The organism is Cucumibacter marinus DSM 18995 (assembly GCF_000429865.1).
Classification (GTDB): domain Bacteria; phylum Pseudomonadota; class Alphaproteobacteria; order Rhizobiales; family Devosiaceae; genus Cucumibacter; species Cucumibacter marinus.
Map to the genome: position 1 here is coordinate 37891 of NZ_AUCR01000011.1, position 17519 is coordinate 55409.

General features: G+C 62.9%; 16 protein-coding genes. 4 read left to right on the forward strand and 12 right to left on the reverse strand.

Annotation, left to right across the window (positions count from 1 at the left end; all coding sequences use genetic code 11):
* Positions 1 to 51 precede the first annotated feature (51 nt).
* From G489_RS0108320 to G489_RS0108355, 8 genes are all read right to left on the reverse strand, one after another.
* A complete protein-coding gene (locus tag G489_RS0108320; RefSeq protein ID WP_029041159.1) occupies positions 52 to 1263 on the reverse strand; it encodes an ABC transporter substrate-binding protein in 1212 nt (403 codons plus the stop codon).
* A gap of 42 nt (positions 1264 to 1305) precedes the next feature.
* Positions 1306 to 2148, reverse strand: a complete 843-nt coding sequence (locus tag G489_RS0108325; protein WP_029041160.1) for a carbohydrate ABC transporter permease — start codon at positions 2146 to 2148, stop codon at positions 1306 to 1308.
* Complete coding sequence (locus tag G489_RS0108330) at positions 2138 to 3031, reverse strand: carbohydrate ABC transporter permease (protein WP_029041161.1); 894 nt, start codon at positions 3029 to 3031, stop codon at positions 2138 to 2140. Before G489_RS0108330 ends, G489_RS0108325 begins: the two co-directional genes overlap by 11 nt.
* Positions 3031 to 4194: a Gfo/Idh/MocA family protein gene (locus G489_RS0108335; RefSeq protein ID WP_029041162.1), complete on the reverse strand. Its 1164-nt coding sequence runs from the start codon at positions 4192 to 4194 to the stop codon at positions 3031 to 3033. Before G489_RS0108335 ends, G489_RS0108330 begins: the two co-directional genes overlap by 1 nt.
* 180 nt (positions 4195 to 4374) lie before the next feature.
* Complete coding sequence (locus G489_RS0108340) at positions 4375 to 5106, reverse strand: copper homeostasis protein CutC (RefSeq protein ID WP_029041163.1); 732 nt, start codon at positions 5104 to 5106, stop codon at positions 4375 to 4377.
* Position 5107: 1 nt separating this feature from the next.
* On the reverse strand, positions 5108 to 6271 hold the full coding sequence (gene nagA / locus G489_RS0108345; RefSeq protein WP_051332433.1) for an N-acetylglucosamine-6-phosphate deacetylase: 1164 nt from the start codon (positions 6269 to 6271) through the stop codon (positions 5108 to 5110).
* Between the two features lie 274 nt (positions 6272 to 6545).
* The gene (locus tag G489_RS0108350; protein WP_029041165.1) at positions 6546 to 7268 is read right to left on the reverse strand and encodes a UTRA domain-containing protein; all 723 of its coding nucleotides are present in this window, start codon (positions 7266 to 7268) and stop codon (positions 6546 to 6548) included.
* A gap of 15 nt (positions 7269 to 7283) precedes the next feature.
* Positions 7284 to 8690 (reverse strand): formimidoylglutamate deiminase, encoded by a 1407-nt coding sequence (locus G489_RS0108355; RefSeq protein ID WP_035872070.1) that lies wholly within the window; start codon positions 8688 to 8690, stop codon positions 7284 to 7286.
* Between the two features lie 108 nt (positions 8691 to 8798).
* Between G489_RS0108355 and hutI the strand changes: the two genes are divergently transcribed.
* Genes hutI through hutU form a run of 4 tightly spaced genes read left to right on the forward strand, consistent with a single transcriptional unit; the run spans position 8799 to position 14051 of the window.
* Positions 8799 to 10043, forward strand: coding sequence for an imidazolonepropionase (gene hutI, locus G489_RS19670; protein WP_051332434.1), 1245 nt, complete (start codon positions 8799 to 8801; stop codon positions 10041 to 10043).
* On the forward strand, positions 10009 to 11547 hold the full coding sequence (gene hutH / locus G489_RS0108365; RefSeq protein WP_035872073.1) for a histidine ammonia-lyase: 1539 nt from the start codon (positions 10009 to 10011) through the stop codon (positions 11545 to 11547). The genes hutI and hutH overlap by 35 nt, the downstream gene beginning before the upstream one ends.
* Positions 11548 to 11552: 5 nt before the next feature.
* Positions 11553 to 12365: an N-formylglutamate deformylase gene (gene hutG / locus G489_RS0108370; RefSeq protein WP_029041168.1), complete on the forward strand. Its 813-nt coding sequence runs from the start codon at positions 11553 to 11555 to the stop codon at positions 12363 to 12365.
* A 15-nt stretch (positions 12366 to 12380) separates the two neighbouring features.
* Complete coding sequence (hutU, locus tag G489_RS0108375) at positions 12381 to 14051, forward strand: urocanate hydratase (protein WP_029041169.1); 1671 nt, start codon at positions 12381 to 12383, stop codon at positions 14049 to 14051.
* Positions 14052 to 14419: 368 nt separating this feature from the next.
* On the opposite strand, the gene G489_RS0108380 is transcribed toward hutU, so the two are convergent.
* The 4 genes from G489_RS0108380 to G489_RS0108405 all read right to left on the reverse strand — a co-directional run bounded on the left by G489_RS0108380 (position 14420) and on the right by G489_RS0108405 (position 17452).
* Positions 14420 to 15241, reverse strand: a complete 822-nt coding sequence (locus tag G489_RS0108380) for an MBL fold metallo-hydrolase (protein WP_029041170.1) — start codon at positions 15239 to 15241, stop codon at positions 14420 to 14422.
* A gap of 81 nt (positions 15242 to 15322) precedes the next feature.
* Positions 15323 to 16051: a PadR family transcriptional regulator gene (locus tag G489_RS22235; RefSeq protein WP_081691468.1), complete on the reverse strand. Its 729-nt coding sequence runs from the start codon at positions 16049 to 16051 to the stop codon at positions 15323 to 15325.
* A 267-nt stretch (positions 16052 to 16318) separates the two neighbouring features.
* Positions 16319 to 16873: a 50S ribosomal protein L19 gene (gene rplS / locus G489_RS0108400; protein ID WP_029041173.1), complete on the reverse strand. Its 555-nt coding sequence runs from the start codon at positions 16871 to 16873 to the stop codon at positions 16319 to 16321.
* A 138-nt stretch (positions 16874 to 17011) separates the two neighbouring features.
* Positions 17012 to 17452: an Rrf2 family transcriptional regulator gene (locus G489_RS0108405; protein WP_029041174.1), complete on the reverse strand. Its 441-nt coding sequence runs from the start codon at positions 17450 to 17452 to the stop codon at positions 17012 to 17014.
* Positions 17453 to 17519 lie beyond the last annotated feature (67 nt).

A 17519-nucleotide genomic window follows, 5' to 3' on the forward strand; every position in this document is an offset into this window, starting at 1 on the left:
GGGGATGTGGCTGGGGGACCCGGCCGGCGAACCGGCCGGGTCCCGGATTGCTTACTTGTAGTCTTCGAGCTGAGCAGCAGCGTCGGCGACAGCGGTTTCCGCGTCAACTTCGCCGAGCACAACGCCCTGGATCGCTTCGTTGATCGTGTCCTGCAGACCGATGTAGTCGGTCACGAAGGGCTCCGGGCCACCATCGGGGATGATGTCGAGGAACGGACCCCAGGTCGGATCTTCCGAGATCAGGTTGGCGGTGGCGTCGCCCGAATAGATCGGGGTGTTGCCAGCGGCAATATCGAAAGCCATCTGGTTTTCTTCGTTGGTCAGCCACTTGGCGAGCGAACGCGCGGCTTCTTCAACGCCCGAGCCCTTGAAGACGGCGAGGGAGTCGGTGATCAGCAGCGTGCCGTGCTTGCCCATCGGGCCGGCAGGGACCGGAGCAACGCCCCAGTTCACGTCACCGACCAGGCCGCGTTCCCACGGACCGGAGATGAACATGCCGATTTTGCCTTCAACGAACAGCGGACGCAGCTTGGCGCGGTCATAGGCGAGCGGGCCGGGCTGGGAGACTTCGGCCAACTTGCCGTAGAACTCGAGAGCCTGAACGTTGTTCGGCGAGTTGAAGACGATTTCGCCATCGTCGTTGATGACCTGACCACCGTTCGAATACACGTAGTTCAGGAACTGGTGCATGGTGTTATCGAAGGAGGCAGCGGCCAGACCGAAGCCGTCGGCGTCGGTGTTGTCCGAGATGGCCTTGGCGGCGTCATACAGCTCGTCCCAGGTCTCGGGAGCCTTTTCGGGGTCGAGGCCAGCGGCTTCGAACAGGTCCTTGTTCCAGTAAAGGGCCTTGGTGGAGAACGCCACCGGAGCACCCCAGGCCTGACCATTGTAGCTCACGGTGCCCAGAATCGGCGGCGCATAGGCGGCCACTTCTTCGTCAGACAGCTCCATGGGAACGATCAGATCGTTCTGGGCAAGCTGCTTGAGGGTACGCGAGCCCATATAGGCAAGAGCGGGCGGGTTGCCGGCGCTGGCCAGGGTGGTCGACTTTTCCTGGCACTGGCCCCAGGCCACATATTCCAGGTTGACCTTGTAGTCAGGATTGGCGGCTTCCCATTCGGCAATCAGTTCGGCGTGCTTGGCCGGACCGCCGCCGGTGACCCCGTCGCCGCAGTTGATCATATAGATCTCGGTCTGGGCATGGGCCGCCGTCAGCGACCCGAGGAGCAGTGCGCCCCCCGCCAGAATAGATAGAGCCTTCATGTCATTCTCCCTTAGTAGTTTTGTTGCCGAAGTTGATTGACATCATTCCTTCACTGCGCCGGCGGTGAGGCCAGCCACGATAAAGCGTTGCAGGAAGATGTAGATGATCAGCACTGGCAAGATGCCGACCAAACTGGCAGCCATCAGTTCGTTCCAAACGACGGTCTGACGGCCAAAGAACTGGAACAGGCCCACGGGCAGCGGGTTGAGCTCATTGGTCGAGTTGAAGGTCAACGCGAACAGGAACTGCTGCGCATAGGCAGTGATGAAGGTGGCGACCGCGACCACGACGATGCCGGGAATGGCGATCGGAATGATCACACGGCGCAAGGTGTACAACCGGCTGGCGCCATCGACCCAGGCGGCTTCCTCGAGCTCGCGCGGAATGCGCAAGAGATAGGAGCGCAGGAGCCAGATGCCCGTGGGAATGGTGAAGGCCGCGCCGGGGATGATCATCGCCCAATAGGTGTTCAGCAGCCCGAGCGACAGCATCAGCTTGTAAAGCGGGATGATCAGCACCGCGCCACCGACCATGTTGATGGCCAGAAAGGCGCCGAGCAGGGCGTTCGACCCGCGGAACTTGAAGCGGGCAAAGGCATAGGCCGCCGGGATGATCGCGATCAGCGCGACAATGGTCACCACGGTGGAGATGAAGAGCGAGTTGAGCATGTAGCGCCACAACAGCGGAACCGAGGTCCACATGTTGAAGTAGGTGTCGAAGCTCATATTCTCGGTGAAGATGCGGTAGGGCGCGGAAAAGATCCGGTCCAGCGGGCGCAGCGACACCAGGAAGGCCTCGAGGAAAGGCGCGAGAATGAAGCTGAGGAAGGCGGCGATGCCGAGATAGATCCCGACGACCTCGTACCAGCGATACTTATTGATCATTGTCAGCGCCTCCCCTGGCGAAGCGGGAAATCAGGTAGAAATAGAAGCCGGCGAATGCGGACAGGAACAGCACGATAAGTACGGCCCGGGCCGCGCCTTCCCCGTAGCGGAAGCGCGAGATCGCGGTCTTGTAGGTGTCGATGATCATCGTGGTGGTGCCACCGCGCGGTCCGCCCTCGGTGAGGATCCAGATGATGTCGAAGGAATTGAAGGTCCAGATCGAGGACAGAAGCGACATGGTCGCGACCGCCGGCAGGATCAGGGGCAGGGTGATGCGCCGGAAGCGATAGGCCCGGCTGGCACCGTCGACCCAGGCCGCCTCATGCAGATCGTTCGGAATCGACTGCATGGCGGCCAGCAGATAGATGGTCACCAGCGGGGTGCCGATCCACACATCGGTGACGATGGTGGCGATGAAGGCGGTGTCGCGGTAGGCGAGGAACTCGAAGGGCCCATCGACCAGCCCGATGATCTGGGCCACGCCGGAAATCATCCCCCACTGGCCGTTATACATCCAGCCCCAGATGAACACGCCGATCGCGATCGGCACGACCCAGGGCGGCATGACCAGCACGCGGAACAGGCCGCGGCCGGGCACGGCGGCGTTGAGCAGGACGGCGCCCAGCGTGCCCACGATCATCTTGAGACCGACCGACCAGAACATCCACACAAAGGTGCGCCCGATCACCTCGGGGAACCGGCCGGAGAAGATCTTTTCATAATTCTCGAAGCCGACGAAGTTCTCGTCGGGCTTCAGCGCTGCGTCCGTGAAGGACAACCGGAAGGTCTCAACCAGCGGCCAGGCCACGATGACGATGGTAATGACCAGCGCCGGGACCAGCAGGAGATAAGGGAAGTAGTTGAACCGTCCGGTGGTATGCATCAGGCAACCCTCTGATCGCGCTTGAGGGCGGCATCAAATCGCGCCCAGATCTCGCTCATGTCGACAAGCTTGTTGTGAAGACGCGCCTCGTCCATGGCCATGGCCAGCAACCCGGCCTCGAGCGCGTTGACGGCGGTCACCGGCTGCGGTGTGCCGTGATAGACATTGTCGATGACATCTTTCGCCATCTGTTCGTCGGCCCCGTAATGCTGGGACAGGCCGGAATTGGTGTAGGTCTTGTCAACCAGACGGTCCGTGGTGCGGGCGTCGGTGACCTTGAGGAAGCCGCGGATGAAATCGCCTTCGGCCATGCCGCGCGCGCCGATCACCGCGAAGCGCCGGAACTCGTCAGGCACGTTGAGATTGGTGTGGAAGCACAGCGAGGCACCGTTTTCGTACTGAACGATCGCGGTCTGGAAATCGACGAGGTCGCCATCGCTGTCGAACACCTTGTCCGAGCCCATCCAGCCCGAAGGCTTGCGATGATAGATTTCCATGTCGTTGGCGCCGGCCTTGTCGGGGGCGTTTTGGGGGGTGAAGGAGCGGCGGCCACCAAAGCTGGCAACCCGGGCCGGGCGCGACTGTATAACCCCGTTATAGAGATCGAGGTCGTGGCAGCATTTTTCCAGCATGAAGCCGCCGGCATACTGTCCGTAGCGGCGCCAGTCGCGCATGAAAAAGGCGCCGTGATAAGGCGCGATGTGCTCGGAGGCCTCGATGGAGGCGATGTCGCCCAACTCGCCCTTGTCGCGGGCCTCGATGAGGTCGCGGTACAGGGGAGCATAACGCAGCACCAGACCGACCAGCAGGCGATCTTCGCCATGCCTGGCCAGCAGTTCGGCGAGCGCGTAGCTCTGTTCGATCGAGGCGACGATCGGCTTTTCGGAGAAGATCTTGAGGCCGGCTTCGAGCCCGAGCTGGATATGCTCGAGATGCATGTGGTTGGGCGAGCCGATCATCAGCAGATCGAGATTTTCGTTGGCGATCAGGTCGGCGGGCGACTGATAGGCCTGACCGGCAGAAATGCCGTGCTCCTGCATATAGGGCAGGCCGGCGGGCGACGGATCCACGTAACCGGCGACTTCGAAATTGTCGCCGACTTCAGTGAATACGTGGGCCAGATAACCCAACCGGAAGCCGAGGCCGATAATGCCAACTTTCATGCCGTACTGTCTCCTGCCGTTGCCGCTTTGGCGAGAATAATTTTCACTATTTAGGGAAAATCCATGCCCGAGGTCAATCGGGAATCGCGGTTCACGGGGTAATTCGTGAAAAGGATTTTCACAATTGAGCAAAGCAAGCCGCCGACTCCCATTTTCTCGGGCCGGACGGTACCGCTCTACTTACATATCGTTCAGCGCTGCCCGCGTGGCCGATATCCGGGCCGCCGAAGTCCGCTTGACGCGCTCCGGCGCGAACCCGAAACGGGCGAGCGCAGGGTCTGTGTTCGTGACTGTCTCTCCTCCACTGGTATGGATCTCGCTGGCGCCGGTCGCTTTTGCGATCTCGGCCGCGTTGTCCGGCGTGACGCCGGCGCCCGGCATGATCACGAGCCGGGAATTTGCTGCCCGGACCAGATCCGCGATCCGGGGCAGGCCATCCATGACGGATGGCGTTTGTCCTGAGGTGAGGATCCGGGGGATCCCGATTTCGATGGCCGTTTCGAGCGCTGCCTCGGCGTCCGGCACCAGGTCGAAGGCGCGGTGCAAGGTGACATCGAGGTCACCCGCGGCATCGCGCAAAAAGGCAAGCGTATCGCGGTCGAGCCGGCCGTCGGCCAGTGACGCACCAAAAACCACACCGGCAAGGCCGGCATCGCGCGCCGCTTCGATATCCTTGAGCATGACGCCGCGCTCTTCGGCACTAACGGCGAAACCGCCCTCGCGCGGGCGGATCATGGCCATGACGGGCACGCCGGTTTCCGCGGCCTCGATCATCAGCCCGAAGGTCGGGGTCAGTCCGCCGATCGAAAGGGCTGCGCACAGTTCAATGCGGTCGGCCCCGCCTTCAATCGCGGCGGCGAGCCCGACGGGATCGTCAACGCAGACTTCGAGAAGGATGGGGGTTCCGCTCATCTCAGGCCGCCAGTCTTTGTGCGTCTTCGCCTTCGCCGGCGATCCAGGTGCGGCGCACCTCGAGGCTTTCGGGATCGATCAGCACCATGTCGGCATCGAAGCCGGGACGAATGCGACCAATCCGATCGTCGAGCCTCAGGAAGGCGGCGGGATAAAGCGAGGCCATGCGCAGCGCTTCCTCGAGCGGGATGCCGAGGCGGCGATGGGTGTTGCGCACCGCGCCCATCATGTCGAGATCGGAGCCGGCGAGCGTGCCATCGGGCAGCGCGCAGCGGCCATCAATCGCGCGGATCTCGTGGCCGTAGAGGGAAAAGCGCTTGTCTCGGGCGCCGACCGTTGCCATGGCGTCGGTGACGAGCATCATCTTGCCGCGCGGTTTGGAATGGATTGCCGCCAGCGCGGTGGCATCATGCAGGTGGTAACCGTCGATGATAATGCCGCACCAGGTATTGGTATCATTGAGGGCGGCGCCGACAACACCGGGCTCGCGCCCGGTCATCGGGGTCATGGCATTGTAGATATGGGTGAAGCCGCGCAAGCCGGCGGCGAGCGCCGCCTCGATATCTTCATAGGAGCCGCCGGTATGGCCGGCGCTGACATTGACGCCGGCTTCGGCCAGTTCGGCGAGGCGGGCGGTGTCGACCTGTTCGGGGGCGAGCGTGACGATCACCGCGCCAAGACCGGCGCCGGTGTAAATTTTCATCAGATCGTCGTCGAGCGGACGGAACAGGTCCGGACGGTGCACGCCCTTGCGCAGCGGATTGAAGCAGGGGCCCTCGAAATGAATGCCGCGCAGGCCCGGCAGGCCGGCCTGCAGACCGGCGCGGACGGCGTCGGCGGCAGCGCGCATCACATCGAGCGTATCGGTGACCATGGTCGCGATCAGGGTGGTGGTGCCATAACGCCGGTGGCCGGCGACCATGGCGGAAAGCCCGTCAACGCTTTGTTCGGAGTTGAGCATCACACCGCCGCCGCCATTGACCTGGGTGTCGATGAAGCCCGGAGCGAGCAGAAGGCCGCCCAGATCCTCGACGATATCGGCTTGGGGCAGATCCTGATCGGCGGCGAAGATGCCGGCGATGCGGCCATCCTCGATCAGCACCGAGCGGCGCCCGAGAGTGGCGGTGCCGTCAAACAGGGTGGCATTACGCAAAAGGCGGTTCATCTGGCGGCGGCTCCCGGGTTGGGGGTGCCGGTCCGCGTGTCGCCAACAGTGTGGCTGAATACCGTCGTGGCGGGCTGACCCGTCATGGTGTGTTGAAGCTCCCTGTCCGTGCGGTCTTGAGACCGTTCTTGGGAGCTATAATACCAATCACATACCAAAATGCAATCCAATAGAATCATGTTGGGTGTAATTGGAGGCCAATTGCCCGCACGAAAACGTCCCTTCCGCATTGATCCATGCGGAGGAACTGTCATTATTTCAATGTGTTATGATGTTAACCGGTCGCTGGAACCGGATTGAAAGGATCGTTGTCGCGTGTCGTCAACCGGTAGGCATGGCCGGGATGAAGCAGCCGAACCCGGGTGATGGTATCGGTATTGAGCCAGGTCAGCCGTTCGATGACGAACACAGGTTCACCGGGCCGCAGCTTGAGCAATTCGGCCTCTTCGGGGTCGGGAATGCCGGCGGAAAAAACGTGCTCGGCGCTTGAAAAAGGCACGGCCCCGACCAGCCATTCATTGGGATTGACCATGGCGAAGTCCTGGTCGCGGGCTTCGGGCACGGCCTCCAGATTGATCCAGCGATCCTCGAGCTGATACGGCACGCTGTTTGCAAAATGCAGGCAGCGCAAATGCAGGGCGCTTTGTCCGGCATTGAGAGAAAAGGCCATGCGGATGGCTGCCGGCGCCGGGGCCCGCTCGCAGTCGATCAGCAGGTAATCATAGCGCTGGCCGCGATTTTCAATTTCACGCCGGATCAGGGGAATGGTGAGTGTGGCGCCACGATGCTCACGGCGCACCACCCGCGTGCCGGCCTTGCGGCGGCGCTCGATCAGGCCGGCATCGGCGATTTCCTGCATGGCACGGTTGACGGTGGCGCGGGTGCAGCCGAACTCCTCGGCCAGCATCTGTTCGGCGGGTATAAGATCGCCGGGCTCCCATTGCTGAGAGGTGATGCGGGCGACAATGGCGTCGCGGACTTCTCGATAGCCGGCCATGCGTGTCCTTTCCGGCTAGATTCTCGCCACCAGGGATTCGATCGCCGCACGATAGCGCGCGGTGATCGCCGCGTGATCCTTGTGCTGGCCGTTTTCCACGCAATGGCGTCCTGCCGCCCAGACATCGGTGACCAAGCGGTCGTCACCGGCGAAGACCCAGCCATCGATGAACTGGGAGGGAGTCAGGGCTGCAAGGGCAATGGCATCGCCATCGATGGCCACGAGATCGGCCAGCCGACCGGCTTCGATGGCGCCAGCCTTGCGGTCCAGCGCGCGGGCGCTGCCGGCAAGCGCGGACAGATAAAGCCGCTGGCCGGTTGCACCTTCCGCCGGGCCCTTCGGGTCACCCGCCAGCACATTGCGGGCGCGGTCGCGCAAGCGTTGCGAGTATTCAAGGGTGCGCAGCTCTTCTGACAGGGCAATGCGGATATTGGAATCCGAGCCGATGCCGATTTGCCCCCCGGCATCGAGATAGGCCTCGGCGTTGAAGATGCCGTCTCCGAGATTGGATTCGGTGATCGGGCAAAGCCCGGCCACCGCTCCTGACCCGGCAAGGGTCAAGGTTTCGGCTTCGGTCATATGGGTCGAGTGGATCAGGCACCAGCGCTCATCAAGCGGCAGGTTGGATGCGATCCAGTCGATCGGCCTTGCCCCGAGCCAGGCCTCGACCTCCTCGATCTCAAGGGTCTGCTCGGCGGCATGCATATGCACCGGACCGGCCGAATGGGCCGCCACGATTGCCTTGAGCGCCTCCGGTTCGGTGGCGCGCAGGGAATGGGGTGCGATGCCGATGCGTGCATCGGCGGGCAGGCTGCGTTCAAGGGTTTTGCGGGCCGCCTCAAACAGCTTTTCGAAGCGCTCGGGATCGCAGCCGAAGCGCAATTGTCCGCCCTTCAAATCCTGCTTGCCGGCACCGCCATAGCTATAGAGCACCGGCAGATGGGTTAGCCCGATGCCGGTGGCGCCAGCCGCAGCCATCATCCGTTCGGAGGTCTCGGCAAGGGCGTCGTAGGGTGTGCCGCCGGGCTGATGATGGACATAGTGAAACTCGCCAACGGCGGCATAGCCGGCCTCGAGCATTTCCATGAAGGTGAAGGCGGCGATGGCCTCGAGCTGATCGGGCGTCAAGACATCAAGAAAGCGATACATGAGCTCGCGCCAGGTCCAGAAGCTGTCGCGCCCGGCGGCGCGGCGTTCGGTCATGCCGGCCATGGCGCGCTGGAAACTGTGCGAATGCAGATTGCCCGGCGCGGGCAGAACGATACGGGCAGCATCCGAGCGGCGCAGGCTCTGGCCTGTTGCGACACCAGCGATGGTGCCGTCTTCACCGACATCGATGCGGACATTTTCAGCCCAGCCATCGGGCAACAGGGCGTGGCGGGCGAAGATCGACCGGGTTTCCGTTGCCGGATCCGCAGGCATGGCAAGCTCCTTCGGGCGCAGCGTCCATGGTGATTATTATGTATGGACATAAGCGTTAATACCCTTTACTTATGGACCCGTTCGGCGGATTAAGCAAGGGAGGTCACCATGGCGGAAACCGGTTTCGTGCTTGAAAATGCACGGCTTGCCACGCTGGCCGATGGGTTTGGCGCCTATGGCCTTGTCGATGAAGGCGCTATTGCCGTTTCGGCGGGTCATATCGCCTGGTCGGGCGCGCGCGATGCGCTGCCACACGCTTATGCCGACTGGTCTCGCTTCGATCTTGGTGGCCGGCTGATCACGCCGGGCCTCATCGACTGCCATACCCATCTTGTTTTCGGCGGTGACCGCGCCCGCGAGTTCGAAATGCGGCTCAACGGCGCCTCTTATGAAGAGATTGCGCGGGCCGGCGGCGGCATCATGTCGAGCGTCACCGCGACACGGGCAGCGAGCGAGGACGAGCTTTTTGCCTCGGGGCTGCGCTATGCGGATGCGCTGATCGGTGAAGGGGTGACAACCCTCGAGATCAAATCGGGCTATGGGCTCGACAAACAAAGTGAAATGAAAATGCTGCGCGCCGCGCGCCGGATCGGCGATGCGCGCGATATCACGGTCAAAACGAGCTTTCTCGGCGCGCATGCGCTGCCGCCCGAATTCAAGGATCGGGCCGACGCCTATATCGAGCATCTGATCGAAGAGGTGTTGCCGGCGGTTCAGATGGAAGGGCTCGCGGACGCGGTCGACGGGTTCTGCGAAGGCATTGCGTTTACTCCCGGGCAGATCGGCAGGCTGTTCGACAAGGCGAAATCGCTCGGCCTGCCGGTCAAGCTCCATGCCGAGCAGCTTTCCAATCTCGGCGGGGCGGCGCTGGCGGCATCCTATGGTGCGCTGAGCGCGGATCATCTCGAATATCTCGATGCGGACGGGATCGCCGCCATGGCCAAATCGGGCACGGTGGCGGTGCTGCTGCCCGGCGCCTTTTATCATCTGCGCGAGACCAAGCTGCCGCCGGTCGCCGAGTTGCGCGAGGCCGGTGTGCCGATCGCGATCGCGACGGATGCCAATCCGGGCTCTTCGCCGACTTTCTCCTTGCTGGCGATCTTCAATATGGCCGCAACCCTGTTCCGCATGACGCCGGAGGAAGCCTTGCGGGGGGCGACCGCCCATGCGGCGCGGGCTCTCGGTCTTGAGGATCGGGGCGTGATCGCCCCAGGCAAGCGTGCCGATCTGGCGGTGTGGGATATCGAGACCCCCGCCGAATTTAGCTACCGGCTCGGGTTCAACCCGCTGGCCGGGCGACTCTATGAAGGAAAATGGGATGCAAACTCTGAGCTTGGTGCCCGGTTCGGTTAGCCTTGGCGATCTTGAAGCGGTCTATCGTGGCGAGGCGATTGCCGGCCTATCTCCGGATTGCCGGGCGGGCGTCGAGAGCGCGGCGGCCCGCGTGGCAGCGGCTGCGGCGGGCGAGGCGGCGGTCTATGGCGTCAATACCGGCTTCGGCAAGCTGGCAAGCGTCAAGATCTCCGCGGAAAAGACCGCGGAACTGCAGCGCAATCTGGTCCTTTCCCATTCCGCCGGTGTCGGCGATCCGCTGCCCGCGCCGGTGGTTCGGTTGGTGCTGGCGCTCAAGCTGATCTCGCTCGGGCGGGGCGCGTCGGGTGTGCGCTGGGACCTCATCCATCTCATCGAGCAGATGCTTGAAAAGGATGTGCTGCCGGTCATTCCCGGGCAGGGTTCGGTCGGCGCGTCGGGTGATCTGGCGCCGCTGGCGCATATGGCCTCGGTGATGATCGGGGAAGGGGAAGCGGAATTCAACGGCAAGGTCACGAGCGGTGGCGAGGCGTTGCGCGCCGCCGGGCTCGAACCGGTCGCGCTGATCGCCAAGGAAGGGCTGGCGCTCATCAACGGCACCCAGGTCTCGACGGCGATGGCGCTCGCGGGGCTCTTCGATGCGCATCGGCTCTATCGCACGGCGCTGGTGACCGGCGCGCTTTCGACCGATGCGGCGATGGGGTCTTCGGCCCCGTTTGTCGAGCAGATCCACACGCTGCGCGGACATCAAGGCCAGATCGATGCGGCGGCGAGCCTTCGGCAGTTGATGGAGGGTTCGGCGATCCGCCAGTCGCATCTTGAAGGCGATGAGCGGGTGCAGGACCCCTATTGCCTCAGATGCCAGCCCCAGGTGATGGGCGCGTGCCTCGATCTGCTGCGCCAGGCAGGGCACACGCTTCGCATCGAGGCCAATGCGGTGACCGACAACCCGCTGATCCTTGACGAAGGGATCGTTTCGGGCGGCAATTTCCACGCCGAACCCGTTGCCTTTGCCGCCGATATCGTGGCGCTGGCGATTGCCGAAATCGGCTCGATCGCCGAGCGCCGCATCGCCATGCTGGTCGACCCGGCGCTTAGTTTCGGTCTGCCGCCTTTCCTAACCCCGGAGCCGGGCGTCAATTCGGGTTTCATGGCAGTCGAGGTCACCGCGGCAGCGCTCTATTCGGAGAACAAGCAGCGCGCCAACCCCGCCAGCATCGATTCAACCCCGACCAGCGCCAACCAGGAAGACCATGTGTCGATGGCCGCTCACGGGGCGCGGCGGCTGGCGGATATGAACCGCAATCTCACCCATATCATCGGCATCGAACTGATGCTGGCGGCCCAGGGCGTGCATTTGCGCGCGCCGCTGACGACAAGCCCGGTGCTGGGTCAGGTGGTAAAGGGGTTGCGTTCGGAAATCCCGGCGCTTGGCGGTGACCGCTACATGTCGCGGGACATGCGTCGGGTTGGTGAACTGATTGCCGGCGGCAGTTTGTTGCCCGTTGCGGAGGCGGCGCTTTCGGTAGGGCTGGAGGCGGCGTAGCAGTCATGACCCCTTTCAGCGTCACCCAAGGCGACAGCCCGGTCATCCTCGCCCAGCCGCATGGCGGCACCTTCGTGCCCGATGAGATCAAGGCACGGCTCAACGAGACCGGGCGCGGGCTGGCAGATACCGACTGGCACATTACCAGGCTTTATGACGGGCTTTTGCCCGGCGCGACGGTGGTGGCGGCAAACTTCCATCGTTATGTGATCGATGCCAATCGCGACCCCGAGGGGTGTTCGCTTTATCCGGGGCAGAACACGACGACGCTGTGCCCGACAACCGATTTCGACGGCAAGCCGATCTACAAGCCGGGTGAAGAACCCGATGCCGAAGAGATCGAGGCGCGGCGCATCGCCTGGCATAAGCCCTATCACAAGGCGCTTGCCGAAGAGGTCGCGCGGGTACACGACAAGCATGGGGTGGCGATCGTTTATGATTGCCATTCGATCCGCTCGGACATCCCGTTCCTGTTCGAGGGCACGCTGCCGGTCTTCAATATCGGCACCAATCTGGGCGCGACCTGCGATCCGCGGGTCGAAGCGGCAGTGGCGGATGCCTGCGCGTCGGCACCCGATACCGACATGGTGATCAATGGCCGCTTCAAGGGCGGCTGGACGACCCGGCATTATGGCTGCCGGCCGCGCAATATCCACGCCATCCAGATGGAGCTCGCCCAGCGGGCCTATATGGAGGAATCACCCGACTGGGCCTATCGCCCGGACCGGGCCGACCAGGTGCGCCCGGTGCTGGCCAAGGCGCTTCAGGCGCTCGAAGAACTGGCGCTTTCAGGACAACTCACAGGGCATAAGAGCTAAGAGGAAGGACGGGACATGACCGACCGGCTGAAAAACACGCGCGAAGTCCGCTCGCCGACCGGCACGGAACTTTCCGCCAAGCATTGGACCACCGAAGCCCCGCTTCGCATGTTGATGAACAATCTCGACCCGGATGTGGCCGAGAACCCGGGTGAACTCGTGGTTTATGGCGGCATTGGCCGCGCGGCGCGGAACTGGGATGCGTTCGACCGCATCGTGTCTTCGCTGCAATCGCTTGAAGAGAACGAGACGTTGCTGGTGCAATCGGGCAAGCCGGTGGGGGTGTTCCGCACCCATAAGGATGCGCCGCGCGTGCTGATCGCGAATTCGAACCTCGTCCCGCACTGGGCCAACTGGCATCACTTTTCCAAGCTCGATAAGGCCGGGCTGATGATGTATGGCCAGATGACCGCCGGGTCGTGGATCTATATCGGCTCGCAGGGCATTGTGCAGGGCACGTTCGAGACCTTTGCCGAGGCGGGGCGCCAGCATTATGGCGGTGACCTCAAGGGCAAATGGATCCTGACCGCCGGGCTCGGGGGCATGGGCGGCGCCCAGCCGCTCGCCGCGGTCATGGCCGGGGCGTCATGCCTTGCGGTCGAGTGCAATCCCGAAAGCATCGATTTCCGCTTGCGCACCCGCTATCTCGACGAGAAGGCCGAAACCCTCGATGAGGCGCTTGAGTTGATCGAGCGCTGGACCAAGGCAGGAGAAGCCAAGTCGGTGGGGCTGTTGGGTAATGCCGCCGATATCTATCCCGAACTCGTCAAGCGCGGGGTGCGGCCCGATATCGTGACCGACCAGACCTCGGCGCACGATCCGGTCAATGGCTATCTGCCGCAAGGCTGGAGTATGGCCGAGTGGCGGCAAAAGCGGGAAAGCGATCCCGATGCGGTCGAGAAGGCGGCGCGCGCCTCGATGCGGGTGCATGTGCAGGCGATGCTCGACTTCCATGAGCGCGGCATCCCGACCGTCGATTATGGCAATAATATCCGCCAGGTGGCCCTCGATGAAGGGCTCGAAAATGCCTTCGATTTCCCCGGTTTCGTACCGGCCTATATCCGGCCCCTGTTCTGCCGGGGCATCGGCCCGTTCCGCTGGGCGGCGCTGTCGGGGGATCCCGAAGACATCTACAAGACCGACCAGAAGGTCAAAGAGCTGATCCCCGATGATGCGCATCTGCACCAATGGCTCGACATGGCGCGCGAACGCATTGCGTTCCAGGGCCTGCCGGCACGGATCTGCTGGGTCGGGCTCGGGCAGCGGCACCGGCTGGGACTGGCGTTCAATGAGATGGTCCGGAACGGCGAGTTGAAAGCTCCGGTCGTCATTGGCCGCGATCACCTCGATTCAGGCTCGGTGGCCTCACCCAACCGCGAAACCGAAGCGATGAAGGACGGCTCGGACGCCGTTTCCGACTGGCCGCTTCTCAATGCGCTGTTGAACACTGCCTCGGGCGCGACCTGGGTCAGCCTGCATCACGGCGGCGGGGTTGGCATGGGCTTCTCCCAGCATGCGGGCGTGGTCATCTGTGCGGACGGTACGGATGATGCGGCGGCGCGGCTCGAGCGGGTGCTCTGGAACGACCCGGCGACCGGTGTCATGCGCCATGCCGATGCCGGCTACGATATCGCGATTGATTGCGCCCGGGAGAACGGGCTCAACCTGCCCGGCATCACGGATTAGGATCAGATCCCTTGCGTCTCCGGCACCGCCCGACAAGGTGCCGGAGGGTGCGGCACTGGCCCGGCTTCTGCCGGGCCATTTTCGTAGCTGGCTGTTGAATCCGGGAGCCGAAACAGCGTTCCAGCAGCCGTCAGGCAAGACTTCGGTGCGCCGGGACAGCGTGGAAAACCGGAATCGCGTCAAGTCCTTTTCGATAAATCATTTATTTTCAAATGATTATGAAGGAAATGGGCCCTGATGGTCATCCAACGAGATGTGGACAAGGCTGTGGAAAATCTCAGTATGTTCCGGGTGCGAATCGGTGGAAAACCGCTGAATGTTCCCGGGAGTTGGCTGGGGACGATACGCAAAAATACTGATGTACAGGCTCAGTCGCTCAGGCAATCGACATAGCGGGCGACGGAGCGGGCGAGGTTGGCCTTGGCACGGGCCGGCATGACCGAGCCCCACCAGCCGCCATAGATCGCGTCGAATTCAAAGGGGGCGACGGCATCGGCGATGGCCCGCACCTTATGGGCGGGAAGCGGCAGGTAGTTCGGAAAGGAATACATGAAGCTCGCCCAGTCGGTGTCCGCAGCGACGGCGATCACGTCGGCGGTCAACAGCGCGCCTTTGCCATCAGCACCCTGCGGCCAGTGCGCGACCGCCGCGCCAGGAAAATGTCCGCCGCAGCGAATGAGGGTCATGCCGTTATCGAGGGGTTCGGTGTCCCCTTCCCAGAGGCGAATATTGGGGTGAGGGCGCATCACCCAGTCCGCGTCAGCGGCGTGAACATAGACAGGGGCATTCCCAAGCGCGACCGACCAGTCGATCATGGCACCCTGGAAATGCGGATGGGAGATGGCGATCGCCATGGCCCCGCCCCGCGCCTCGACCGCGGCGACACCTTCCGTGGTGATCAGCCCCACACTGTCCCACATCAGATTGCCTTTGGGCGTTTCGGCCAAAAGGGCGCGCTGATGGATGCCGATCCCCGGGGTGACTCCGATCCCGGTGAGGCCCGGCGCCACCTCCCGGATGTCGACCTGCCGGTCCCGGGCCGTGTCTTCCACTGTTGTCCAGGCCTGACCCGTTTTCGGCACGAATTGCCGCTCATCCTCGCAGATCGGGCAACGCTGAGGCGGCTGCGCCGTCGGGGCGAACTGGACGCGGCAGGTGACACAGACCGGGACGTTGACTGGGGCAGACATGGATACACTCCGGCGATCGTCGATGAAGGTCGCAAATAAGTCCTTTTGGTACAATCGCCGGTGTGCAGTCCAAGAGCCAGGTCAGCCGAGATCGACGTCCGACCGCGCAATATCCTCGGCTGCCTTGTTGAGGATGGCAGCCAGACGCTTCTGGGTGTCTTCGCCGCCTTCGATCGCGCCAAGGATCGCCTTTTTGAGGGCGCGCCGCGCTTCGTTCACTTCCGGAATCACACCGGGCAGATCGCGGTCGCGGCGGGCGCGGAACATTTCCTTTTGATGTTCGGCGTGCTCGCCGAATTTCTTGAGGCCATCAATGGCCGCCTCGGCATCCCCGGCGTGCTCGGCGAGGAAGCTGCGGCCCGCCTCGGTGAGGGAATAGACCTTTTTGGCAGCATCCCTTTCGGCGAGGGTGTAATCCGCCTCCTCGAGAAAGGTGAGGGCCGGATAAACGATGCCCGGGCTCGGGCTGTAATGGCCTTGTGTCAGTTCCTCGAACGCCTTGATCAGGTCGTAGCCGTGGCGTGGCCCGTCTTCGAGCAGCTTGAGGATGAGAAGGCGCAGCGTTTCGCCATTGACGAGCCGTCGTCCACGGAACCGTGAGAACCCGGCGCCGTCTCCATCGCTCCAACCGCCTTGATGGCCGGCATGGCCACCGCGATAGCCCCGGCGGGCAGCGTGGTGAAGCGCGTCATGCTCTCCGCCCGCAAGGTGATGGTGAGCGTGGTGATGGTGAGCGTGGTGGTGATGGGCGTGATGCCCGCATTGGGCCTGGTGGTGACCATGGTGATGTGAATGGTGGTGGCAGTGCATAAAAGCGATCTCCAGATATATCTTGAGAAAAGGAAATAGGGATCACGGGTCGCGAAGTCAAGATATATCTTAAGATGGATTTTGGGCGGAGTGGCGAATAGGGAGTAGCGAGTAGGGAATAGGTGCTAGCGAGTAGCAATTAGGGGGCAGCGCGTGGCGAGGTGAGAACAGGGCGAGGCAGGCCGCCGACCACAAAAAAGCCCGGCGCAATGGCCGGGCTCTTTCGAATTCTGTTTGTGCAGAAAGCCTATTGAAGACGAACGCTTATTATTTGGCTTCGCCTTCTTCAGCAGCGGCGGCCTCTTCGGCGGCCTTGGCCTCGGCTTCAGCAGCCTTGGCGGCTTCCTCGGCGGCCTTGGCCTCGGCAGCACGGGCTTCAGCGGCGGCCAGCTTATCGGCTTCGCGCTTGGCGCGGGCTTCAGCGGCGGCGGCGCGCTCTTCGTCCTGGATGCGCTTGGTGCGCGCATTGGTCGATTCGGCGATACGGGCCGACTTGCCGCGACGATCGCGGAGATAATAGAGCTTGGCACGGCGGACCTTGCCGCGGCGCACCACTTCGATGCGGTCGATCATCGGCGAAAAGATCGGGAACACACGCTCCACGCCTTCGCCATAAGAGATCTTGCGCACGGTGAAGTTTTCATTCAGGCCCGAACCGGCCCGGGCGATCACGACGCCCTCATAGGCCTGCAGGCGTTCTTTTTCGCCTTCGCGGACCTTGACCCACACCTTCACGGTGTCGCCATGGGTGAATTCGGGGGTTTCGCGCTTGGCCGCAAGGGCTTCGCGCTGCTCGCTTTCGAGCTGCTCGATGATATTCATTCTCGGTTCCGTTCTATCTTTTCGCTGGAGCGGCTAGACCGCCCGGTCTTGGTTGCAACGGGTATTTCAGCGCGGCGCTATACATGATGCGGAGGCGTGAGTCTACGCCAAAACGCCCGGAACCGGGGCGAAACCGCGCTATTCGGCCGACAGAGCCAAAGTGCGCGAGAGCTCGGGGCGGTTCGCGGTGACATCGGCGAGGGTGTAGTCGTTCAGTATCGCGACAAACCCGTTGAGCGCCTGATCGAGCACGCCGCGCAAATCGCAACAACCCGCAATCAGGCACCCGCCAGGCCCGCCCTGCATGCAGGCAACAAGGGCAAAGTCCGGTTCCATGCCGCGCACCACTTCGCCGATCCGGATTTCGTCGGCCGGCAGGGCGAGGCGCAGACCGCCATTGCGGCCCCTGACGGTTTCGATGAAACCGAGATCGCTCAAGCGTTGGGCGATCTTGGTCAAATGATTGCGCGAGATGGCGAAGCGGTCGGCGATCTGGGCGATCGTGACCAGCCGTTCCGGGGTCAGGGCGAGCCGGATGAGAATGCGAAGGGCGAAGTCGGTCTGGACATTCAGTCGCATGGGCGTGAAAACCGGTATTTGAGATACTTGATTATATAGCGGATCGTTCCTGATTTGGCGATCACCT